General features: G+C 73.0%; 22 protein-coding genes. 10 read left to right on the top strand and 12 right to left on the bottom strand.

The window, feature by feature from the left end; all coding sequences use genetic code 11:
- Positions 1–15: 15 nt before the first annotated feature.
- The 6 genes from OG370_RS23800 to OG370_RS23775 all read right to left on the bottom strand — a co-directional run bounded on the left by OG370_RS23800 (position 16) and on the right by OG370_RS23775 (position 4,778).
- Positions 16–450: a Fur family transcriptional regulator gene (locus tag OG370_RS23800; RefSeq protein ID WP_328467522.1), complete on the bottom strand. Its 435-nt coding sequence runs from the start codon at positions 448–450 to the stop codon at positions 16–18.
- A gap of 19 nt (positions 451–469) precedes the next feature.
- On the bottom strand, positions 470–1,033 hold the full coding sequence (locus OG370_RS23795; RefSeq protein WP_328467519.1) for an FABP family protein: 564 nt from the start codon (positions 1,031–1,033) through the stop codon (positions 470–472).
- A gap of 222 nt (positions 1,034–1,255) precedes the next feature.
- Positions 1,256–2,164: a hypothetical protein gene (locus OG370_RS23790; RefSeq protein ID WP_328467517.1), complete on the bottom strand. Its 909-nt coding sequence runs from the start codon at positions 2,162–2,164 to the stop codon at positions 1,256–1,258.
- Positions 2,164–2,991, bottom strand: a complete 828-nt coding sequence (locus OG370_RS23785) for a hypothetical protein (RefSeq protein ID WP_328467515.1) — start codon at positions 2,989–2,991, stop codon at positions 2,164–2,166. Before OG370_RS23785 ends, OG370_RS23790 begins: the two co-directional genes overlap by 1 nt.
- Positions 2,992–3,080: 89 nt before the next feature.
- Positions 3,081–4,052 (bottom strand): hypothetical protein, encoded by a 972-nt coding sequence (locus OG370_RS23780; RefSeq protein ID WP_328467513.1) that lies wholly within the window; start codon positions 4,050–4,052, stop codon positions 3,081–3,083.
- A gap of 30 nt (positions 4,053–4,082) precedes the next feature.
- Positions 4,083–4,778 carry a hypothetical protein gene (locus tag OG370_RS23775; protein ID WP_328467511.1) on the bottom strand — a complete coding sequence of 232 codons (696 nt, stop codon included), beginning with the start codon at positions 4,776–4,778 and terminating at the stop codon, positions 4,083–4,085.
- 127 nt (positions 4,779–4,905) lie between these two features.
- Between OG370_RS23775 and OG370_RS23770 the strand changes: the two genes are divergently transcribed.
- The 3 genes from OG370_RS23770 (at position 4,906) to OG370_RS41540 (ending at position 6,577) form a co-directional block, all read left to right on the top strand.
- Positions 4,906–5,268: a DsrE family protein gene (locus OG370_RS23770; RefSeq protein ID WP_328467509.1), complete on the top strand. Its 363-nt coding sequence runs from the start codon at positions 4,906–4,908 to the stop codon at positions 5,266–5,268.
- Between the two features lie 131 nt (positions 5,269–5,399).
- On the top strand, positions 5,400–6,098 hold the full coding sequence (locus tag OG370_RS23765) for an alpha/beta fold hydrolase (RefSeq protein WP_328467507.1): 699 nt from the start codon (positions 5,400–5,402) through the stop codon (positions 6,096–6,098).
- Between the two features lie 125 nt (positions 6,099–6,223).
- Complete coding sequence (locus tag OG370_RS41540) at positions 6,224–6,577, top strand: DUF3099 domain-containing protein (RefSeq protein ID WP_443060732.1); 354 nt, start codon at positions 6,224–6,226, stop codon at positions 6,575–6,577.
- Positions 6,578–6,714: 137 nt separating this feature from the next.
- Here OG370_RS41540 and OG370_RS23755 read toward each other — a convergent pair whose 3' ends face one another.
- The 6 genes from OG370_RS23755 to OG370_RS23730 all read right to left on the bottom strand — a co-directional run bounded on the left by OG370_RS23755 (position 6,715) and on the right by OG370_RS23730 (position 11,949).
- On the bottom strand, positions 6,715–7,005 hold the full coding sequence (locus tag OG370_RS23755) for a DUF1416 domain-containing protein (RefSeq protein WP_069466740.1): 291 nt from the start codon (positions 7,003–7,005) through the stop codon (positions 6,715–6,717).
- 38 nt (positions 7,006–7,043) lie between these two features.
- The gene (locus OG370_RS23750; RefSeq protein ID WP_328467502.1) at positions 7,044–7,880 is read right to left on the bottom strand and encodes a sulfurtransferase; all 837 of its coding nucleotides are present in this window, start codon (positions 7,878–7,880) and stop codon (positions 7,044–7,046) included.
- A 419-nt stretch (positions 7,881–8,299) separates the two neighbouring features.
- Positions 8,300–9,007, bottom strand: coding sequence for an LmeA family phospholipid-binding protein (locus tag OG370_RS23745; RefSeq protein WP_328467500.1), 708 nt, complete (start codon positions 9,005–9,007; stop codon positions 8,300–8,302).
- Positions 9,008–9,118: 111 nt separating this feature from the next.
- A complete protein-coding gene (locus tag OG370_RS23740) occupies positions 9,119–10,801 on the bottom strand; it encodes a hypothetical protein (protein WP_328467498.1) in 1,683 nt (560 codons plus the stop codon).
- A gap of 1 nt (position 10,802) precedes the next feature.
- Positions 10,803–11,087, bottom strand: a complete 285-nt coding sequence (locus OG370_RS23735) for a MoaD/ThiS family protein (RefSeq protein ID WP_328467496.1) — start codon at positions 11,085–11,087, stop codon at positions 10,803–10,805.
- 52 nt (positions 11,088–11,139) lie between these two features.
- Complete coding sequence (locus OG370_RS23730; RefSeq protein ID WP_328467494.1) at positions 11,140–11,949, bottom strand: alpha/beta hydrolase; 810 nt, start codon at positions 11,947–11,949, stop codon at positions 11,140–11,142.
- Between the two features lie 194 nt (positions 11,950–12,143).
- Here OG370_RS23730 and OG370_RS23725 point away from each other — a divergent pair, with 194 nt between their 5' ends.
- The 7 genes from OG370_RS23725 (at position 12,144) to mshD (ending at position 20,145) form a co-directional block, all read left to right on the top strand.
- On the top strand, positions 12,144–12,983 hold the full coding sequence (locus tag OG370_RS23725) for a response regulator transcription factor (RefSeq protein ID WP_328467492.1): 840 nt from the start codon (positions 12,144–12,146) through the stop codon (positions 12,981–12,983).
- A 43-nt stretch (positions 12,984–13,026) separates the two neighbouring features.
- The gene (locus OG370_RS23720) at positions 13,027–14,049 is read left to right on the top strand and encodes a LacI family DNA-binding transcriptional regulator (protein WP_328474344.1); all 1,023 of its coding nucleotides are present in this window, start codon (positions 13,027–13,029) and stop codon (positions 14,047–14,049) included.
- A gap of 229 nt (positions 14,050–14,278) precedes the next feature.
- The gene (locus OG370_RS23715; protein ID WP_328467490.1) at positions 14,279–15,523 is read left to right on the top strand and encodes a S1C family serine protease; all 1,245 of its coding nucleotides are present in this window, start codon (positions 14,279–14,281) and stop codon (positions 15,521–15,523) included.
- Positions 15,524–15,680: 157 nt separating this feature from the next.
- Positions 15,681–16,421, top strand: coding sequence for a response regulator transcription factor (locus OG370_RS23710; RefSeq protein ID WP_328467488.1), 741 nt, complete (start codon positions 15,681–15,683; stop codon positions 16,419–16,421).
- Positions 16,418–17,896: a sensor histidine kinase gene (locus OG370_RS23705; protein WP_328467486.1), complete on the top strand. Its 1,479-nt coding sequence runs from the start codon at positions 16,418–16,420 to the stop codon at positions 17,894–17,896. Before OG370_RS23710 ends, OG370_RS23705 begins: the two co-directional genes overlap by 4 nt.
- Positions 17,897–18,010: 114 nt before the next feature.
- On the top strand, positions 18,011–19,207 hold the full coding sequence (locus OG370_RS23700) for an MFS transporter (RefSeq protein WP_328467484.1): 1,197 nt from the start codon (positions 18,011–18,013) through the stop codon (positions 19,205–19,207).
- On the top strand, positions 19,204–20,145 hold the full coding sequence (gene mshD / locus OG370_RS23695) for a mycothiol synthase (RefSeq protein ID WP_328467482.1): 942 nt from the start codon (positions 19,204–19,206) through the stop codon (positions 20,143–20,145). The genes OG370_RS23700 and mshD overlap by 4 nt, the downstream gene beginning before the upstream one ends.
- Positions 20,146–20,477: the final 332 nt, after the last annotated feature.

The following is a 20,477-nucleotide window of genomic DNA, read 5'->3' as shown; positions in this document are numbered from 1 at the left end:
GTCAAGCGTACGGCGCTAGCTTTCCTGCGCGGCCTTGCGGGCGCAGTCCCGGCAGCGGCCGAAGATCGCGAAGTGCTTCATGTCCGTCTCGAAGCCGAACTCCGCGCGCAGCCCGTCCTTGAGCGGGGCCGCGAAGCTCACGTCGGCCTCGGTCACCCGGTCGCAGTCCCGGCAGACCAGGTGCATGTGGTCGTACCGGTCGGCGAGGTGGTAGGTGGGGGCGCCGTGGCCCAGGTGGGCGTGGTTGACCAGGCCCAGTTCCTCCAGCAGCTCCAGGGTCCGGTAGACCGTGGAGATGTTGATCCCGGAGGCGGTCTTGCGCACCTCGCACAGGATGCCCTCGGGCGTCGCGTGGTCGAGGGCGTCGACGGCCTCCAGGACAAGCTCGCGCTGCGGGGTCAGCCGGTACCCGCGCTGCCGCAGATCGCTCTTCCAGTCAGTGCTCGCCACAGGGCCAGTGTAGGTACGCCTACTTGAAGAAGGCGATTCCGTCGTCGGGAAGGTCCTTCACATCGGCGGCCCACTCCTTGGGGTCCACCACCTTCTTCAGGTGCGCGGACATGTACGCGCGCAGCGGCACCTCGGGGGTGGCCTTCTCGCCGACCCACATCAGGTCGCTGTTGACGTACCCGTAGAGCCGCTTGCCGCCGCTGTACGCGGGGGCGACCGGCAGCCGCGCCACCGCGTCCGTGACCAGGTCGATCTGCGGCTTGCCGTCGGCCAGCTCGCCGGTCCAGATCTCGACGACGCCCTCGTCGCGGGTGGTGGTCACGTCCACCTTGCGCTCGGCGTCGATCCGCCAGTAGCCGGTCTCGGACTCCAGCGGCCTGACCTTGCGGCCCTCCTCGTCCAGCACCCAGGTGTGCGAGGTGTACTCCAGGAACGGCCGGCCGTCGTGGGTGAAGGCGACCTCCTGCCCGAAGTTGCACTTCTCGGCGCCGGGGAAGTCGTGCACGCCCGCCCCGGTCCAGCGCCCCAGCAGGAAGGCGAGCGGGACCAGCGTCGGGTGCAGGTCGGAGGGGATCTCGATCATGTCAGCGCTGGCCCTGGTACAGCTTCTTCACCGCGTAGAGCGCGAACGCGGCGACGCCCAGGCAGACCAGGACGAGCAGGGCGTCGAAGTAGTACTGGATTTCCACGGAGGGGCTCCTCGGGCGGCAGACGGTGCAGGTCCGCGCGCGGGTACGGCACGAACCGCGGGCAAGTCTAGTGCGCGGCCCTGCCACGGGCGCGGCCAGGCCGCGCCCGTGGTGGCTCAGCCAAGCAACTGGGCCTGCAGGCGGACCGTCTGGTGGAAGGGCACCGCGGGCAGCGGGCCCTTGCGGGTCTGCACCACCAGGGCGAACGTGTCGCCCGCGTTGAGCATCGCGAAACGGGTCGAGGTGTCCCCGCTCGACTTCAGCTCGGCCTGGGCGGTCACGGCGACCGCCCGCGGGATCGACGGGGACTGCACCTTGAGGTCCTCGACGGTGTCGAGTGCGCCCCTGACCGAGACGCCCGCCATGCCGTCGAAGTAGACGACGCGGTACCCGGTGGTGAGGAACTGCACCAGGTAGACCTCGGTCCTGGTGCCGTCGGGCATGGTCCAGGCGCGGGCGGCGATGTGCCGCACCGCGTCGGCGCGCAGCGCGAGGTCGGCGTCGCGCGCGACGTCCGGGAGGCCGAAGTCGTACCGCTTCTGGTAGGCCGCGGTCGGCAGCCACCCGGTCGTGCCGGGGAAGGAGCGGTCCGGCACGGCCTGTTCGGGCAGCGGCAGCAGGAGCGACCGCTCGTCGGCGTAGTGCGCGCCGGAGGGGTTGGCCGAGACCAGCGGGCGCGGCTTGCCCGAGGGAAGCTTCGGCAGCGCGATCGGCGGATACGCCCAGCGGCCGTCGTCGGGTGTCTTGAGCCCGGGGATCTTCGTCCGCTCCGGCTGCGTCACGGCGTACGTCGCCGCCCCGCCGAGCGCGGCGAAGACCAGCACGGCGGCGGTCCACCGGATCGCGGCCCGCAGCTTCCGCCTGGGCGGCCGCGGCACGAACGGCGGTGCGGCCGGCGGCATGGGCGGCGCGGGCGGTTCGGACGGTTCGGGGGCGGCCGTCACGGGTGCCGGCTCGGCCGGGGCCTCTGCTGCCGTCTCGGCCGGCGTCTCGGCCGGCGTCTCAGGTGTCGTCGTCTCCGTCATCAGACCGTCATCCCCGGGTCCTTGATCCGGTCCAGCTGGTCGCGCAGCAGGTCGACCGCGTCGGACTTCGCCAGCGGCCGCGGGCCGTCGGCGGTCATCGTCACCATCAGGTCGCCCTCGGTCGCCTGGCAGGTCATCTCGTCCAGGGCGTCGCCCGGCTCGGCGGGCGGCAGGACGCAGGTCGCCTTCGGGTAGCCCTTCACCTTCGGGCCGGTACGGAAGACGCCCATGGCCTTGGTGAAGGCGGTGAAGTAGTCGGTCTCCGCCCTCGCCGCCTGCTTGTTCCTCATCTGCACGATGCGTATCTGGACCACCAGCCCGCCGCCGGTCTGGGTGTAGGTCCGCATCCCCGCGCTCTCGATGTGGAGGCTGTCCACCGCTTCGTTCAGCTCCTTGCGCTCCTTCGCGGACATGTCCCGGGAGTCGCCCTTGACCAGTCGCTGTGCCTGCTCGGCGTCGAGCGCGACGTCGTTGCCGTACTCGTCCACGTCGGGGCCGGGCAGGTAGCCGCCGGGGATCGGCAGGAGCAGCAGTCGCGGGCTGCCGTAGTGGCTGCCGCCGGACCGCGTGCCGAACGCCTTGGTGGCGGTCGGGGTCGGCTCGGTCCACGGGGTGGCGGCGGGCTTCGCGTCCGTCCTGCCGTCCTTGCCGTGCAGCACGGCGTACCCGACGCCGCCGCCCGCCACGACCGCGACCAGCACGGCGAGCCCGAGCGCGAGCCCGCGCCTGGACCGTACGGGAGCGGGCCCGGCCGTCTCCGGCGGAAGCGGGGGTGCCGCGGGGAGCATCGGCACGGGCGGCGTGCCAGGGGCGACGTCCGAGGACACGGCCGGAGGCTCGGCCGGGGGTACGGCCGGAGGCAGGTCCGGGGCAGCGGCCGGAAAGTCTTCCGGTCTCCGCGGAGGGGTCTCGTCGCTCACAGCCGCTCCAGTTGCTTCCCGAGAATGGGCTTGATCCGCCCGGACTTCACCGGGTGCAGCGAGTCGATGTAGACCTCGACGTAGATGTTGCCGACCCGCCCGAGGCCGCGAGCGAGGTAGTAGGTCAGGTATCCGGCCTCCTGGTACGGCTTCGCCGAACCCCATGACCTGCCGTCCGTGACGCCCGCGAGGTCCGTCCCGGGGCCGCTGTTCGGCGACCTGTCGGCGTTGTTCCGCTGGTCCTGGAAGAGCGACGGCGTCTCGGCGTAGCCCTCGTCCCGGAACTGCGTGAGGTGCACCTCGTAGTAGTCGCCCTGCTTGTCGGTCCAGTCCGCCTCGACGCTGCGCTGGAAGGACTCGCTCGCGAACGTGCTGAACATGCTCCCGGCGTGGGTGTAGCCGTCGGCGTACTCCAGCAGCGACACCCAGTCCCGGGTCTCCTCCTTGGCGCCCTTGGGCGTCGGCACGAGCAGCTTGAGCAGGTCGCCCCGGTAGACCAGGCCGCCGTCCTGGGCGGCGGGCAGCTTCGGCGCCGCCGGGCCGGCCCCCTTGGGCTGGGCGAGCACCGGTCCGGTGAGCGGCGGCAGCGGCGTCGGCGAGCGCTTCTGCTGGATGTGGTAGCCGAGGCCGCCGCCCGCGAGCACGCCGAGCACCGCGGCCGCCGCGATCAGCAGCGTGGTCCGCCCGCGCCGCCGCGGCTTGTACGTCGGGGGCTCGGGGAAGGGCCCCGGAAAGGGTTCGGCGAGCGGTTCTGCGGCCGGTTCCGCCGCAGACTCTGCGACGGGTTCCGCGGTCGGCTCTGCGACGAGCTCTGCCGCGGACTCGGCAGCCGGCTCGGCGAACGGCTCGGTGACCGGCTCCGTGGCCGGTGCCGCGATCGGCTCCGCGTCCTGTACGGGAACCGGTTCTGGAACCTGTTCCGGAACCGGGACGGGGTCCGGTTCCTGGACAGGGGTGTCCTGGGTCAAGGGGTCACTCCACGGGATGGGGAGAGCGGGTCAGCGACCCGTCCTCAGCCTCTGGTACTGCGCGTCGAGCAGGTGCTGCAGCAGGGCGCGGGAGGGCGCCTTCCCACCGGTCACCGAGATCGTGATGTGCACGTCGCCCTGGTAGGAGATCGCCAGCAGCGTGTCCGAGGACTCGGCCGACCCGGACGCCAGGTCGTACCCGCGGGCGGGGTAACTCCCTTGCAGCGGAAGCGTGGTGGCCTGGTAGCCGGAGGAGGAGTAGTACGCCGCCGCCTGGTTCGGCCCGCGGAAGCGGACCAGCTCGACGGACACCTCGGACCCGCCGTCGGCCGTCAGGTATGTACGGCTCGCGGCGCTGCGGAATCCGTAGGTGGAAAGAGCCCGCGCGGCCTGGCTGCCGTCCGCCGAGCCCGCGGCCACGTCGGCGGCGGAGTCGGCGCTGCCCGCCGGGTCACCGTAGACGTCGGCGCCGTCGGGCGGGGGGACCAGGAAGTACCGCAGGTCGCCGGTGTGGGTGCCGTGCGCCATCTGTCCGGCGGGCTTCTTCGCCGTGGGCGACGCGCTCGGCGCGGGGGACGAGGCGGAGGCGGAACCGGACGGTGCGCCGGCGCCGGTCCTCGAAGCCGTGGCCGAGGGCGTGGCGGCGGCGTCCGCTCCCCCCGGGGACGAGCCGAACGTGATCACCGCGCCGGCCGTCACCGCCGCCAGCGCGACCAGTCCGGTCACGGCGGCGGCAAGCCCCCCACGACGGCCTCTGCCGTCCTTGATTCCCACCCAAGCCCCCCCGGGCACGTATGTGTACGCGCGTACGATCCGCGCGGGTCTGCTTTATATCACCGCTTAGGGTGCTCGTATGACAAATAAAGTCGTGATCAAGGTGACGGCAGGCGCGGACGCGCCCGAGCGGTGCTCGCAGGCGTTCACCGTGGCGGCGGTCGCCGTGGCCAGCGGGGTGGACGTGTCGCTCTGGCTCACCGGCGAGTCCGCGTGGTTCGCCCTGCCCGGGCGGGCCGCGGAGTTCGAACTCCCGCACTCCGCGCCGCTGCCCGACCTGCTCGACGCCGTGCTGGCCGGCGGCCAGGTCACCCTGTGCACGCAGTGCGCGGCCCGCCGTGACATCACCGAGCGCGACGTCATGGATGGTGTACGGATCGCGGGCGCGCAGGTGTTCGTCAGCGAGATCACCAAGGACGGTGTGCAGGCGCTCGTCTACTGAGCCCCCCGGCGCGCGGCTTCCCCGCGCGGTCTCCCCGCGCGGCTCCCGCCTGACCTGGGCGTATGACAACGGGGGGCGCGGCCCGCACGGCCCGCACGGCCGTTGTCCGACCGCTCGGCTAGGTTGCGGGCATGACGGATTTCGTACTTGTGCCAGGCGCCTGGCTCGGTTCGTCGGCGTGGGACGAGGTGGCGGCGCGGCTGCGGGTGGCCGGCCACGGCGCCCACCCGCTCACGCTCACCGGGGTCGCGGAGCGCGGCGGCGAGGAGCCGGCCGGGCAGCAGGCCCACGTGCGGGACATCGTCAGCGCGGTCGAGGACGCCGACCTGCACGACGTGGTCCTGGTCGGGCACAGCTACTCGGGCATCCCGGTCGGCCAGGCCGCGGGGCGGATCGGGGACCGGCTGACCCGCGTGGTGTTCGTGGACGCCAACGTGCCGGTCGAGGGCGGGTCGTTCGTGACGAGCTTCCCGGGTGGCGGCGAGGTGGCCGAGGCGGTCACCGCGGGCGGCGGCTTCTGGGCGCCGCCCGGGCCGGAGGACCTCGACGGCCAGGGACTCACCCCCGAGCAGACCGCCCGGCTGCTGGCCGGCGCCACACCCCACCCGGGTGCGAGCCTCACCGAGCCGGCGGCGCTCCCCCGCCCGCTGGAAGCCCTGCCGGCGACGTACATCAAGTGCCTGCTGGACTGGCCGGAGCCGAGCGGGACCGTCGCGGAGCTGCTCACCGGCGACACCTGGGAGCTGGTCGAGATGGACACCGGGCACTGGCCGATGTTCTCGCAGCCCGACGAGCTGGTCCGCATCCTGCTCGACGCCGCCGCGGGCTGAGCCGCCCGGGGCGCGGCCGACGCGCCGCGCGGGGGGCGCGGCACCTTCCCTGCCCCGGCTGGGCCCCGGCCCGTCGGCCTGTTCGGGCAGGTGCCATTCGGGGGTACGGGTCGTACCGTTGAAGTGTGTACGCGCGTCGTCGTCACTGGTATTTCGCCATGATGGGCACCTGCGTAGTGCTCTTCGTCCTGGCGTGGTCCGTCGTGCGCCTCTGGTCGGTGCAGGCGGCCATCGGCATGTGCCTGTTCGCCATGGTGATCCCGCCCGTCGCGGCGATCGTGGCGAACCGGAAAGGCCCCGAGGACCGGTGGTGGGACGAGAAGGGCCCACGCGGCGGCAAGGAAGCCGACCGGAAAGCCGACGAGGCCGCGCCCGAGCCGGACAAGCGGATGCGCGGCGGATGCGGCGACCCGCAGTCGGACGCGTGGTGGGCGGAGTTGGACGAGGGAAACCGCAACCGCAAGCGCCACCGCGACTGACCCTGCCCCACGGGCTCACGGCCCCACGGCTCCACGGCTCCACGGCTCCACGGCTCCACGGCTCCACCGAACAGAGCATGCGAACGGGCCGCACCCCCTTGCGCGGGGTGCGGCCCGTCCGGGTCTCCGGGGCCGGGTCAGACGGCGATGGCGACCTCTGCCGCGGCGCCCTGCTGGGCCACCACCGTGCGGTCGACCGTGGCGCCCGGGACGAGGGCGCGCAGGGTCCAGGTGCCGGGGGCGGCGAAGAAGCGGAACTGCCCGGTGGCCGAGGTCGGCACCTCCGCCGTGAACTCGCCGCCGCCGTCCAGCAGCCGCACATAGCCGCTGACCGGCTCGCCGTCGCGGGTCACGGACCCCTGGATGATCGTCTCGTTCGCCACGTCAACTCCTGCCAGGTCCGGGCCGCCGGCCTTCGCTCCACACATAAGGTTCAGTCCTCGCCTCGTCTAGGTCCTGCTCGAAGTCAGTTCGAGCCGAGTTCGATCGGCACGCCGACCAGGGACCCGTACTCGGTCCACGAGCCGTCGTAGTTCTTGACGTTGCTCACGCCGAGCAGCTCGTGCAGCACGAACCAGGTGAGCGCGGAGCGCTCGCCGATCCGGCAGTAGGCGATGGTGTCCGTGGCGAGGTCGACCTGCTCCTCGGCGTAGAGCGCCTTCAGCTCGTCGTCCGACTTGAAGGTGCCGTCGTCGTTGGCGTTCTTCGACCACGGGATGTTGCGCGCGCTCGGCACGTGGCCGGGGCGCTGCGACTGCTCCTGCGGCAGGTGCGCGGGGGCGAGCAGCTTCCCGGAGAACTCGTCGGGCGAACGCACGTCGACCAGGTTCTGCGCGCCGATCGCGGCCACCACGTCGTCGCGGTAGGCGCGGATCGAGGTGTCCTGGGCCTTGGCCCGGTACGTCGTCGCGGCGCGCGCGGGCACCTCGTCGACCAGCTCGCGGGCGTCCAGCTCCCACTTCTTGCGGCCGCCGTCGAGCAGCTTCACCGCGTCGTGGCCGTAGAGCTTGAAGTACCAGTACGCGTAGGACGCGAACCAGTTGTTGTTGCCGCCGTACAGCACGACGGTGTCGTCGTTGGCGATGCCCTTGGCCGACAGCAGTGCCTCGAAGCCGGCCTGGTCGACGAAGTCGCGGCGGACCGGGTCCTGGAGGTCGGACTTCCAGTCGATGCGGACCGCGTTCTTGATGTGGTTCTTCTCGTAGGCCGAGGTGTCCTCGTCCACCTCGACGATGACCACCTTCGGGTCGTCGATGTGGGCCTCGACCCAGTCGGCGTCCACGAGGACGTCACTGCGGCTCATGCTGATCTCCTCCGGGGCAGTACGGAATGTGCGGTGGCGCGGTCACTTGCGTCGAAGCGCGCGGGCGCGTCGGGGGTGCCTTGCGGCAGCTGGGAGGGCGGAGCGCCGGCCGCGGAGGGCCATCGGGCCGCGGCGTCGCGGCGGGGCGGGCGCCCTTCAGGAAAGTCGACAGAGCATGGCGGCCACGCGGCACAGGTCCACTGCCCGCCGCTTTGTGAGGTCCGCCTGTCGCTTCATGAGTCCCGATCGTAGGGAAATAAAGCGCGAAGTGTCACCGGTGTATCGCATGACGAGACGAGACTGTCCATATAACAAGACGAGCTGCGGGCGCCGCACGCACGGCACCCCTCGCGCGCGCGTTCGAGCGGTGCACGAGGGGTGCCGGGGCGGCCGGGGCCGCCGTGGTGGACAGGGGCGTCTCAGCCTGCGAGAACCACGCCATGCCCGCCGAACTTGATGGTGATGCCGTCCGGGCCGGTGGTGACCGAGGTCAGGCCCAGCCCCGCGGGCAGGTGGGTCAGCTCGGGGGTGAAGTCGATCTGGTTGCGGAGCTTGGTCTCCAGCCCGAGCGCGGTGAACTCCTTCGGCAGCCCCTCGGCGTGCAACTGGATCGTGTTGGGCGCGGCCCCGGACTTCGGGTCCACGACGCTGAGCTTGCTCAGCACGCTGAGGTGGGTGCCGAGGTAGGAGCCGGTGATCCGCACGGTGTCGGTGGCGCCGCCGCCCGGGTACGAGACGGTGATCCCGTCCGGCGCGGCCTTCGTCAGCTCCTCGTAGCTGATCTTCGCCTCGCCGGTGGCGCGGTCGGCCTTGGCCTCGCTGTAGCCGTTGGAGAGCTTCACGTCGTACAGGTCGGCGTGGAAGTCCTCGACCTGGACACTCCGGCCGCCGCTGGCCGCCGCGACGCCGTCGGCGTTGATCGTCACGTGGTGCAGCTTGCCGGACAGGGCCTGGGTGAGGAACGGGAAGCCCTTGATGCCCACCTTCGGCTTGTCGGTCAGGCCCTCCGAGGTCTGGGCCTGACTGGCGGCCTTGTTCTGGGCCACGTACACGGCGATCCGGTCCAGCCCGACGAAGATCGCGCCCAGGACCAGGACCACGATCAGTGTTATTCGCGCCGCGCGCATGGGTTCTCCCCGGCTGTTGACCGTTCTACCGTTCGACTCGCTCGCAACGCCTGACGGGCGGCGGGGCCCGTACGGTTCCCGTCGGGCCGATCATTTATCTCACGCTCGTGATCAGGTCAGTGCGGCGCCGAGGGCGTAGACGACCGGGGCGGCCGCGGTCAGCGGCAGCGCGACCCCCGCGGTGAAGTGCACGAAACGGGACGGCCAGTCGTAACTGGCCACCCGCAGGCCGATCAGCGCGCAGGCGCCGGCCGCGGCGGCGAGCAGCACCGAGTGCCCCGAGCCGAAGCCGGTGGCCGGGCCGGTGAGCACCCCGGTGGCGGCGGCCACCACGAGCGCGGCGGCCAGCGAGACGGGCTCCCCGCCCGGCAGCCGCACCGCGCGCACCAGCGTGGCGGCGGCCACCGCGACCGCCCCGACCACGACCGGGTCGCTGCCCGCGTGCGAGGTGGCGGTGAGGAGGTAGCCGCCCGCGACCACGGTGAGCAGGGTGGAGGCGGAGGTCGCGGTGAGCGACGAGAGGCGTTCGTCGGCCGAGCCGTGGTGGCGCAGTTGGAGCACCAGGACGAGCAGCAGCCACACCCCGAGGGTGCCGAGCAGCGCGACCGGGCCGTGGCCACCGCTGACCGCGAGCACCGCGATGTCCACGGTGACGCCGGACAGGAAGGCCAGCACGATGCCCTGCCGGGCGGGCCACATGCCGTTCAGCCGGAACCAGCCGGCGGCGGTGACCGCCTGGAGCAGCACCAGTACCACCGCGAGGGCGGGCTTGCCGACCGCCGCCCCGCCGGCCAGGAGCAGGCCGAGCACCGCGGTCAGCCCGGCGGGCTGGATGCCGGGCGGGATGATCGGCGAACCGGTCCGGTGCGGCGGCACGGCTGCTTCCTGTTCAACCACGGGAAGCGCGGCGGTCCGCTCCAGTTCGGGTTCCTGCTCGTCTCCGGCCGGGGCGTACCCGGCGGGAGCGGCCACGGCGGCGGGTACGTCCGGGGCGTGGCGGGGGGCGGGTGCGGGCTGCCTTCCGTAGCCGGACCCGTAGTCGGCGTCCTGGCCGGGCGCGTATCCGGGAGCGCCGCCGGGCGTGGTGCCCCAGGCGGGCGCGGGTGCGGGCGCCGCGGCCCAGGTGTCCGCGGCGGGCGGCGCCGCCTGCGCCTGTCCCGCGGCCGCCTGACCGCTCCACGTGCCGCCGGCCGCGGACCCCCCGAATCCGTTGCCGGGCTCCGCGTCGGAGGGCAGCTGCACGCCGATCGGCTCCGGTACGTAGGTGGTCCCGTCGTCGGGCGCGTGGGAGTGGCCCGGGCCGGCCGCGCCGTAGGGGTCGCCGGGTGCGGCGTACGCACCCGGCCCGCCGCCTGCCCGCGGGTCGCCGGGCTGTACGTAATCGGGCTGTGCGTAGCCGCCCTGTGTGTAGCCGTTTTCCGCGTAGCCGCCGTGGCCGTGACCGGTCTGCTCGTAGCCGGCCTGCTCGTAGCCGGTGCCGTAGCCGGGCCGGGCGTATCCGCCCTGGTCGTACCCGGACGGGTCGTACCCGGCCTGCGGGTGGGCGTCCTGGCCGGGGCCGGGGCCGTACGCCTCCGGGCCGGGGGCGCCGTCGGGGTAGCCGGGGGCACCGTCGCCCCAGCCGCCGGGGGCCGGCGGCGCGTAACCGTAGGAGTGGCCGTAGGGCTGCCCGTGACCGTCGGCCGGCTGCTGGGGGTAGCCCTCGGCCGGGGCCTGCCCGGGGGGCGTCTGCCCGGGGGCGCCGTCGGCGGCAGGTGTGCCGTGCGGCCCGTCGGGGCCGTGGAAGTCGTTCATCTCATCCTCCCGCGAACGGCGGAAGGACCTCCACCGTGCCGCCGTCTGGCAGGGGGACCGCGGAGTGGTCGCGGGTGCCGACGGGCGTGCCGTCGATCAGGAAGGAGCAGCGCAGCAGCACCCGGGCGAACTCCGGTTCGCGGGCGTGCCGTGCGCGGGCCGCGGCCAGGGCGTCGGCGAGGGTCGCCGCGCGGTACGGCTCCTCCGTCGTGCCCGCGGCGGCCTTCGCCGCGGCCCAGTAGCGGATCGTGCCCGCCGCGGGCCCCGCCGTGTCAGGTGCTGCCATCGCTCCGTCCTCAGGTCAGTGCGTCGTGCGGGTCCATCATGGCCCGTCGGCGTCAGCTCGCGGGAAAGCGGGCGGTCAGCCACGTGCCGATCCGGTCCAGCAGTTCCGGCGCCGCCGCGTTCTCCGCGTGCCCGAAGCCGGCTTCGATCCACAGCTCCGCGCCGCCGGGACCGGCCGCCTCGGCGAGCGAGCGCGGGTGGTCCAGCGGGAAGTACGCGTCCCGGTCGCCGTGCACGATCAGCAGCGGCGCCGGCGGGATCAGCGGCACCGCCTGCACCGGGGAGAGCGGCACCGGGTCCCAGTCGCGGGTGTGCACACGGGTGTGCAGCCCGTAGCGCGAGACCAGCCGCCCCACCGGCCGGGTCACCACCCAGTGCAGCCGGCGCATCGGCGGGGTGCCGCGGTAGTACCAGCGGGCCGGTGAGCTGACCGACACCACCGCGTCCACGCCGAACAGCGCGGCGTGCCGCAGCACCACCGAACCGCCCATCGAGAAGCCGACGGTGGCCACGTCCGGGTATCCCAACTGCCGTGCCCAGCGCACCGCCGCGTCCAGGTCGAGCACTTCCCGGTCGCCGACCGTGGAGCGTCCGCCGGAGCCGCCGTGGCCGCGGAAGGAGAAGGCCACCACGCCGCCGTAGGCCGCCAGCCGCCCGGCCGCGCGGCGCAGCGCGGGCCGCTCCAGGGCGCCGGTGAAGCCGTGCGCGACCACGATCGCCAGTCGGCCGGAACCCGCCGGTGCCGGGATGTGCTCCGCCTCGACGGGCACCCGATCGGATGTCAACAACACCGCCCGGCGGCCACTCGAAGTGACCACCGAAACACGCGAAAGGCTGTCGTCGCTCTCGGCAGGGCTGTCCATGTGGGCTATTGTTCCCCGGAAGAGGACCTGGGCAATGTCGCCCCCGGGTCCTTTCGTGCTTTCCGGCATGCGTGTCGCCTCGCGGAAATCGAGGAGGGTTCGGTTTTGAGACAGGTCGTGAGACGTGTCCTGGCACCACCGCCCTCGTCCGCGACGGCGTACCGCGGCCGGACGACGACCTACGGGAGCGCCCGGTGAGTTCACTCCTGCTTCTGACCAACGCCCTTCAACCCTCCACCGAAGTGCTGCCCGCACTCGGTCTGCTGCTGCACAGCGTGCGCGTGGCACCCGCCGAGGGCCCGGCTCTGGTCGACACCCCCGGTGCCGACGTGATCCTGATCGACGGCCGGCGGGACCTGCCGCAGGTGCGCAGCCTGTGCCAGCTGCTGCGCTCCACCGGCCCCGGCTGCCCGCTGATGCTGGTGGTCACCGAAGGCGGCCTGGCCGCCGTCACGGCGGACTGGGGCATCGACGACGTGCTGCTGGACACCGCCGGCCCGGCCGAGGTCGAGGCGCGGCTGCGGCTGGCCATGGGCCGCCAGCAGATCAGCAACGACGACAGCCCGATGGAGATCCGCAACGGCGACCTGTCGGTCGACGAGGCGACGTACAGCGCGAAGCTCAAGGGCCGGGTACTCGACCTGACCTTCAAGGAGTTCGAGCTGCTGAAGTACCTCGCGCAGCACCCCGGCCGGGTCTTCACCCGCGCCCAGTTGCTCCAGGAGGTGTGGGGCTACGACTACTTCGGCGGCACCCGCACCGTGGACGTGCACGTGCGACGGCTGCGGGCCAAGCTCGGCGTGGAGCACGAGTCGCTGATCGGCACCGTGCGCAACGTCGGCTACCGCTTCGTCACGCCGGAGAAGCCCGAGAAGGCCGACCGGACCGAGAAGGCGGACAAGGCGAGCGCGGGCGGCCGGACCGCCGAGGACCCCGACCGCGCCGGAAGCCGCCGGTACCCGGCGGAGGGCTCGGTCGAGCGGTCCGCCGACCAGTATGTGGACAAGCACAGTTCGACCGAGCAGACCGTCTGAACTTTTATATGACGGCAGGTTGGACACGCGTAGACTGCGCGACGTGCCCAAGGTGACGCGTGACGATGTGGCCAGGCTGGCGGGGACCTCGACCGCGGTCGTCAGCTATGTCATCAACAACGGACCCCGGCCGGTAGCCCCGGCCACCCGCGAGCGCGTGCTCGCGGCCATCAAGCAGCTCGGCTACCGCCCGGACCGGGTCGCGCAGGCGATGGCCAGCCGCCGTACCGACCTGATCGGGCTGATCGTCCCGGACGCGCGCCAGCCGTTCTTCGCGGAGATGGCGCACGCGGTCGAACAGGCCGCGTCCGAGCGCGGAAAGATGGTGCTGGTCGGCAACTCCGACTACCTCGACGACCGCGAGGTGCACTACCTGCGGGCCTTCCTCGGCATGCGGGTGTCCGGGCTGATCCTGATCAGCCAGGGTCCCAGCGAGAACGCCGCCATAGAGATCGACGCCTGGGACGCCCGGGTGGTGCTGCTGCACGAGCGTCCCGAGGCGATCGACGACATCGCGGTGGTCACCGACGACATCGGCGGCGCCCAACTGGCCACCCGGCACCTGCTGGAGCACGGCTACGACTACGTCGCCTGCCTCGGCGGCACCGAGGTCACCCCGGAGGTCGGCGACCCCGTCACCGACCACGTGGTCGGCTGGCGGCGGGCCATGGCGGAGGCCGGGAAGTCCACCGAGGGCCGGCTCTTCCAGGCGCCGTACAACCGCTACGACGCCTACCAGGTCGCGCTGGGCCTGCTCGCCGGGCCGGACCGGCCGCCGGCGATCTTCTGCGCGACCGACGACCAGGCGATCGGCGTGCTGCGGGCCGCCCGCGAGCTGCGGATCGACGTGCCCGGCAAGCTGGCGGTGGCCGGCTTCGACGACGTCAAGGAGGCCGCGCTCGCCGACCCGCCGCTGACCACGGTCGCCTCCGACCGGCAGGCGATGGCCCGCGCCGCGGTGGACGCGGTGCTCGACGACTCGCTGCGGGTGCCCGGTTCGCGCCGCGAGCGGGTCCGGCAGTTCCCGTCCCGGCTGGTCGTCCGGGGTTCGTGCGGCTGCGGCTGAGCACGCGGCGCACCGGCCCGCGCGGGCGGTCCGGAACCGGCCGCCGCGAGGGCCGCGGAGCAGCCTCGAAACCGGCCTGAGAACCGGCCCGCGCACCGCGTCCGTACGGGCCGGACAAGGGCCGCGCGCGCCGCCGACCGCTCTTCCTTATATCGGGCATACCTACTTCTGTCGGGCTTCTCAGCGTGCACTCAGGAAGCTCTCATGAACCGGGCACACAGTCATAGACATGACCAGCGAGAGCAGCCGCAACGGCGAACCCCAGTTTCCGTACGACCCGCAGCTTCCGCTCCAGCCCGACCCGCAGGCGCCGTACTCCGAGCCGCCCACCCCCGCGGCTCCGCCCGTGCAGCCGCACCCGCACTCCGGGGGCGGCTACCAGGACCCGTACTACGGCGGCGGCGAGCCCGGGCACACCGTGATCCAGGGGTCGGTGGTTCCCCCGGCCCCCGAGACCGCGACCAGCTCCGGCGGCTACCCGCCGCCGCCCGCCTACCAGGCCGGCTACGCGGCCGTGGGTGCCGTGCCCCTGGGTGCCTCGCCCGTCCCGCACCGGCGCCGCCGGATGAGCCGGCCGTTCGCGCTCGCCGCGGCGGTGGCCCTGGCCGCGGGTGTGATCGGCGGCGGCGCCGGCGCGCTGATCGGGCACGCCACCGACAACTCCGGCAGCAGCGTGGCGTCCGCCGCAGCGGTCAACGCCTCCGCCGTGGACGGCAGCGTGGCCGGCGTGTACAAGGCGGTCAACCCCAGCGTGGTGGAGATCAACGCGACCCTCAGCGACGGCAAGTCGACCGGCGCGGGCGTCATCATCACCTCCAACGGCCAGATCATCACCAACAACCACGTGATCGCGGGCGCCCAGAGCATCTCCGTCACCTACAGCAGCGGCAAGACCGCGTCCGCGTCGGTGGTCGGCACCGACGCGAAGAAGGACCTCGCGCTGATCAAGGTGAACGGCGCGAGCGGACTGCCCGCGGCGGTCCTCGGCAACTCCTCCGGGCTCGCGGTCGGCGACCAGGTCGTGGCGATCGGCTCGCCCGAGGGCCTCAGCGACACCGTGACCAGCGGCATCGTCTCCTCGCTCAACCGCGACGTGACCGTGCCGGTCGAGGAGAGCCAGGGCCAGGACCAGAGCCAGGGCCAGCAGGGCTACGGCGGGGGCAGCGGGGGCGGCAGCGGCGACCAGTGGCCGTTCTCCTTCGGCGGCAACCAGTACAACGGCAGCACCGGCAGCACCACGACCACGTACAAGGCGATCCAGACCGACGCGTCGCTCAACCCGGGCAACTCCGGTGGCGCGCTGATCAACATGAGCGGGCAGATCGTCGGCATCAACTCGGCGATGTACTCCAGCTCCTCCGACAGCAGCTCCTCCTCGTCGAGCGCGGGCAGCGTGGGGCTCGGGTTCGCCATCCCGATCAACACCGTCACGTCCGACCTCGCGCACCTGAGGGCCGGCGGGGACAGCAACTAGGAGGTGCTCGCGGTGGTCGCCGGATACGTCCCCCGGCGGGTGGCCGGTCGTACGGCCGCACGCCGGGGACGAGCCGCGCACGCGCAACGGCGCCATCCGCCGAGGATGACGTGCGACGCTGGGGACAACCACAGACGGGTCATGAGGTAGGGAACGGATGAGCAACGGGGAGAGCGGCGAGGCGCCCGCGCGGGTGCTGATCGTGGACGACGAGCCGGCCGTACGGGAAGCGCTGCGCCGCAGCCTGGCGTTCGAGGGGTACGACACCGCGCTCGCCGCCGACGGACTCGCCGCGCTGGAGCAGGCGGACAGCTACCGCCCCGACGCGATCGTGCTGGACGTGCTGATGCCGCGGATGGACGGCCTGACCACGGCACGCCGGCTGCGGTCGAGCGGAGTGACCACGCCGATCCTGATGCTCACCGCCCGGGACACCGTCGGCGACCGCGTCACGGGCCTGGACGCCGGCGCCGACGACTACCTCGTCAAGCCCTTCGAACTGGACGAGTTGCTCGCCCGGCTGCGCGCGCTGCTGCGCCGCAGCTCGTACGCGACCCCGCCCGGCCGGACCGATGACGACGCGCACGCGCTCACCTTCGCCGACCTGCGGATGGACACGGCCACCCGCGAGGTCACCCGGGCCGGGCAGCAGGTGGAGTTGACCCGCACCGAGTACACCCTGCTGGAGCTGTTCCTGACCCACCCGCGCCAGGTGCTGACCCGGGAGCAGATCCTCAAGTCGGTGTGGGGCTTCGACTTCGAGCCGTCCTCCAACTCGCTCGACGTGTACGTGATGTACCTGCGCCGCAAGACCGAGGCCGGCGGCATGCCGCGGCTGGTGCACACCGTGCGCGGCGTCGGCTACGTGCTGCGCGCCCCCGACGGCGGGCACGCGTGAACCGCCTTCCCCTGCGCTCCCGGCTCACCATCCTCACGGCGGCCGCGGTGCTCATCGCGGTCGCGCTGGCCGCGTTGGCCTGCTGGCTGATCACGCGGAACGAGCTGAACTCGCAGCTGGACAGGTCACTCAGCCAGGGCGTGGAGGACGCGACGCAGCAACTCTCGCGCGCCAGCCGTCTCGGTCCCTTCTCCTGCCAGTCCGCGGCGCCCGACAACGGCCAGTACAACATCAACCCGTCGAGCGTGTCCGCCCAGATCGTGCTGCCCGACGGCAAGACCTGCCTGATCACGGGCACCAAGACGTTCGCGACGACGGCGGCCGACCGCAGCATCGCGACCTCGGGACCGCAGCGGGTCTCCGTGACCCACACCGTGCACAGCGACGGCACCGCGCTGCGCGTGTACACCGTGAACACCAACGTGCGGCTGATCCTGCAGGACCAGACGCAGCCGGTCGCCCTGTCCGTGGCCCGCCCGCTGAGCGTCGTCACCGATCCGCTCACCACCCTCGCCTGGGTGCTGCTCGCCGTCACCGGGATCGGTGCGGTCGGCGCGGCCAGCGCGGGTCTGCTCATCGCGCAGACCGGACTGCGGCCCGTGGACACCCTCACCCAGACCGTGGAGCACATCGCGCGGACCGAGGACCTGAACGTCCGCATCCCGGTCGAGGGGCAGGACGAGATCGCCCGGCTGTCCGCGTCGTTCAACTCGATGACGGCCGCGCTGGCGTCGTCCCGGGACCGCCAGCAGCAGCTCATCGCGGACGCGGGGCACGAGCTGCGGACGCCGCTGACCAGCCTGCGGACGAACATCGAGCTGCTGGAGCGCAGCGAGGCGACCGGGCGGGCGATCCCGCCGGAGGACCGCAAGGCGCTGCTGGCGTCGGTGAAGGCGCAGATGACGGAGCTGGCCTCGCTGATCGGGGACCTCCAGGAGCTGTCCCGGCCGGACGCGGGGCCGACGCTCCAGGTGGTGGCGCTGCACGAGGTGACGGAGACGGCGCTGGCCCGGGCCCGGCTGCGCGGCCCCGACCTGAAGATCGTCGCGGACGTGGCGCCGTGGTTCGTCCGCTCGGAGGCGGCCGCGCTGGAGCGGGCGATCGTGAACCTGATGGACAACGCGGTGAAGTTCTCCCCGCCCGGCGGGGAGATCGAGGTGCGGCTGCGCGGCGGGCTGCTGACGGTGCGGGACCACGGCCCGGGCATTCCCGCGGAGGACCTGCCGCACGTGTTCGAGCGGTTCTGGCGCTCGCCGTCGGCGCGGTCGCTGCCGGGCAGCGGCCTGGGGCTGTCGATCGTGGCCCGCACCGCACAGCAGGCCGGCGGCGAGGTGTCGCTCTCTCCGGCGCCGGGCGGCGGCACGCTGGCGGCGCTACGGCTGCCAGGCGCGCCGACGGCCCCGCCGGACCTCCCGCCCGACACCCAGCCGTCCGACGTCCCGCCCGCCGACTTCCCTCCGCCCAGCGGGAGTTGAGGCACCCCCCGGGTCACGGCGCCGTCGGAATCCGTCTCACCATTCGGAATACTCTGTCTCACCCTTCGGTGAGCCGACATAGTTGGGGGCACCACCTACCGAGGAGGTGCCCCCATGCGTCGCTGGCTGATGCTGGCCCTGGGAACCGCGGCCCAGACGGCCGCCTGCGCGTTCGTCTACGGCATCCCGTACCTCGCCGACACCCTGCGCAAGCAGGAGCACCTGTCGCTGACCGAGGTCGGACTGCTCGTCGCGGCGCCCACCACCGGTCTCGTGCTCGCCCTGTATCTGTGGGGCGCCGCGGCCGACCGCTGGGGCGAGCGGGTGGTGATCGCCTGCGGGCTGGGGCTGGCGGCGGGCGCCCTCGCGCTGGCCGCGTGGGCCGCGCACGGCATGCTCGCCCTCGGACTGCTGCTGGTGCTGGCCGGCGCGGCGGGCGCCTCGGTGTACTCCGCCAGCGGCCGGCTGGTGATGGGCTGGTTCGCCGCGAAGGAACGCGGCCTGGCGATGGGCATCCGGCAGACGTCCACGCCGCTGGGCATGGGCGTGGCCGCGCTGGCGATGCCGCCGCTGTCGGACGCGCACGGCCTGCCCGGCGCGATCGGCTTCCTCGCGGTGACCTGCGGGGTGATCGCCGTGCTGATCGCGCTGTTCGCCGCCGACCCGGCGCGGGCGCGTAAGGCGGCGGCCGCGCCCGCGCCGAACCCGTACCGCGGCTCCAACGTGCTGTGGCGCATCCACGGCTCGGCGGCGCTGCTGGTGATCCCGCAGTTCACCGCGGGGGCGTTCGCGCTGGTGCTGCTGGTCGACGTGCGCGGCTGGTCGTCGGTGCACGCCGGACAGCTCATCGCGCTCGCCCAGGGGTTCGGCGCGGTCTCGCGCATCCTGGTCGGGCGCTGGTCCGACGCGGTCGGCGAGCGGATGCGCCCGATGCGGCAGCTCGCCGCGGTCACCGCCGTCGTGATCGGCGCCACCGCGCTGACCACCGCCTTCCCGTCGCCGCTGACGCCGGTCCTGCTGGTCATCGCCATCGCGATCTCGGCCAGTACCAACGGGCTGTCCTTCACCTCCACCGCCGAGCGGGCCGGTGCGGCCTGGTCCGGCCGGGCGCTGGGCGTGCACAACACCGGACAGAACCTGACCGCCGCCGTGGTGCCCCCGGCGATGGCCGCGCTGATCTCGGCGACCGCCTACTGGCCGGGCTTCGTCCTGGCCGCCGCGACCGCCTGCGTGTCGGCCGCGATCATCCCGGTACGGCCCCAGGTGGCACCGCGGGACGGCACGGAGCCGCGCCGTACGATCACGGCATGAGCGACCGCCGCATCGAGACCCGCACCGATCTGCCCGACGATGCCGCCCGGGCCGTCCTCGACCTGATCGAGGCCGCCGCCGCCGAGGACGGCCAGCCGGCCGTGTCGGAACAGGGCCGGCTGCACATCCGCAAGGCCGGCCGCCCCGGCGTACGGCACCTGCTGCTGTGGACACCGACGCCGCGGCCGGGACCGGACGGCACGACGGCCGAGGAGCTGACCGGCTACGGGCAGATCGACGGCACCGACCCGGTGGAGGCGCCGTCCGCCGAGTTCGTGGTGCACCCCCAGCGCCGCTCGCAGCGCCACGGGCAGGCGCTGGCGGCGGAGCTGCTCGCCGCCACCGACCGGCGGCTGCGGGTGTGGGCGCACGGCGGGCATCCCGCCGCTCGGCACCTCGCCCAGCGGCTCGGCATGAAACTCTTCCGCGAGCTGCGGCAGATGCGCCGCCCGCTCGACGCCGAGCTGACCGGGGTGCCCGAGCCCCGGCTGCCCGACGGCGTCACCGTCCGCACCTTCGTGCCCGGCCAGGACGAGAGCGCCTGGCTCACGGTCAACGCGGCGGCCTTCGCGCACCACCCCGAGCAGGGCGGTATCACCCGCGCCGACCTCGACGACCGCGTCGCCGAGTCCTGGTTCGACCCGGCCGGGTTCTTCCTCGCCTTCCGCGGCTCCGAGCCGGTCGGCTTCCACTGGACCAAGGTGCACGCGGCCGAGGGGCTGGGCGAGGTCTACGTCGTCGGGGTCGCCCCGGGCGAACAGGGCAGCGGTCTCGGCCGCGCGCTCACCGCGATCGGCTTGCGCCACCTCGCCCTGGATCGCGGCCTCGCCACCGCCATGCTCTACGTCGACGCCGACAACGCGCCCGCCGTCGCCGTCTACGAACGCCTCGGCTTCACCACCCACGAAACCGACCTCATGTACCGAACGGAGAATTAGGGCCCCCCGGGTGCCCCTGGATGGTGCACCTCTTCCGCGGTGAGTAGCCACAAACAGGGGCGCGGGGAACTGCGCGCCCAGCAGTCCGCCCACCGAAGATCCGGCAAACCCCCGCAGCAGCAGCCCGAGCGGTCGTCCAGCGCGACAAAGCACCGGGCAGAGCAAGCACACCCGGGCCGCTGAAGGGGGTGAGGGTCTTTTCGCGGAAGAGCCGCGCATACTCAGGGGCGCGTGGGGGTACCTCCCGGCGAAGCCAGGGGGAGAACGGCGCGACAAGTCACCGCGGACCGCAAGGTCCCGTACACCGCGGACAGGGCCACCCCGGAGGGTCA

Source organism: Streptomyces sp. NBC_00448, assembly GCF_036014115.1.
Lineage (GTDB): Bacteria > Actinomycetota > Actinomycetes > Streptomycetales > Streptomycetaceae > Actinacidiphila.
Note: the sequence above shows the minus strand (reverse complement) of the source record. Positions and strands in the feature narration are given on the sequence as shown.

Excerpts from the sequence above, each read along its gene's own strand:
- OG370_RS23795 (WP_328467519.1), bottom strand. The coding sequence starts at position 1,033 with ATGATCGAGATCCCCTCCGACCTGCACCCGACGCTGGTCCCGCTCGCC.
- OG370_RS23790 (WP_328467517.1), bottom strand. The coding sequence starts at position 2,164 with ATGACGGAGACGACGACACCTGAGACGCCGGCCGAGACGCCGGCCGAG.
- OG370_RS23770 (WP_328467509.1), top strand. The coding sequence starts at position 4,906 with ATGACAAATAAAGTCGTGATCAAGGTGACGGCAGGCGCGGACGCGCCC.
- OG370_RS23765 (WP_328467507.1), top strand. The coding sequence starts at position 5,400 with ATGACGGATTTCGTACTTGTGCCAGGCGCCTGGCTCGGTTCGTCGGCG.
- OG370_RS23755 (WP_069466740.1), bottom strand. The coding sequence starts at position 7,005 with ATGTGTGGAGCGAAGGCCGGCGGCCCGGACCTGGCAGGAGTTGACGTG.
- OG370_RS23750 (WP_328467502.1), bottom strand. The coding sequence starts at position 7,880 with ATGAGCCGCAGTGACGTCCTCGTGGACGCCGACTGGGTCGAGGCCCAC.
- OG370_RS23745 (WP_328467500.1), bottom strand. The coding sequence starts at position 9,007 with ATGCGCGCGGCGCGAATAACACTGATCGTGGTCCTGGTCCTGGGCGCG.
- OG370_RS23740 (WP_328467498.1), bottom strand. The coding sequence starts at position 10,801 with ATGAACGACTTCCACGGCCCCGACGGGCCGCACGGCACACCTGCCGCC.
- OG370_RS23735 (WP_328467496.1), bottom strand. The coding sequence starts at position 11,087 with ATGGCAGCACCTGACACGGCGGGGCCCGCGGCGGGCACGATCCGCTAC.
- OG370_RS23730 (WP_328467494.1), bottom strand. The coding sequence starts at position 11,949 with ATGGACAGCCCTGCCGAGAGCGACGACAGCCTTTCGCGTGTTTCGGTG.
- OG370_RS23715 (WP_328467490.1), top strand. The coding sequence starts at position 14,279 with ATGACCAGCGAGAGCAGCCGCAACGGCGAACCCCAGTTTCCGTACGAC.
- OG370_RS23710 (WP_328467488.1), top strand. The coding sequence starts at position 15,681 with ATGAGCAACGGGGAGAGCGGCGAGGCGCCCGCGCGGGTGCTGATCGTG.
- OG370_RS23700 (WP_328467484.1), top strand. The coding sequence starts at position 18,011 with ATGCGTCGCTGGCTGATGCTGGCCCTGGGAACCGCGGCCCAGACGGCC.
- mshD (WP_328467482.1), top strand. The coding sequence starts at position 19,204 with ATGAGCGACCGCCGCATCGAGACCCGCACCGATCTGCCCGACGATGCC.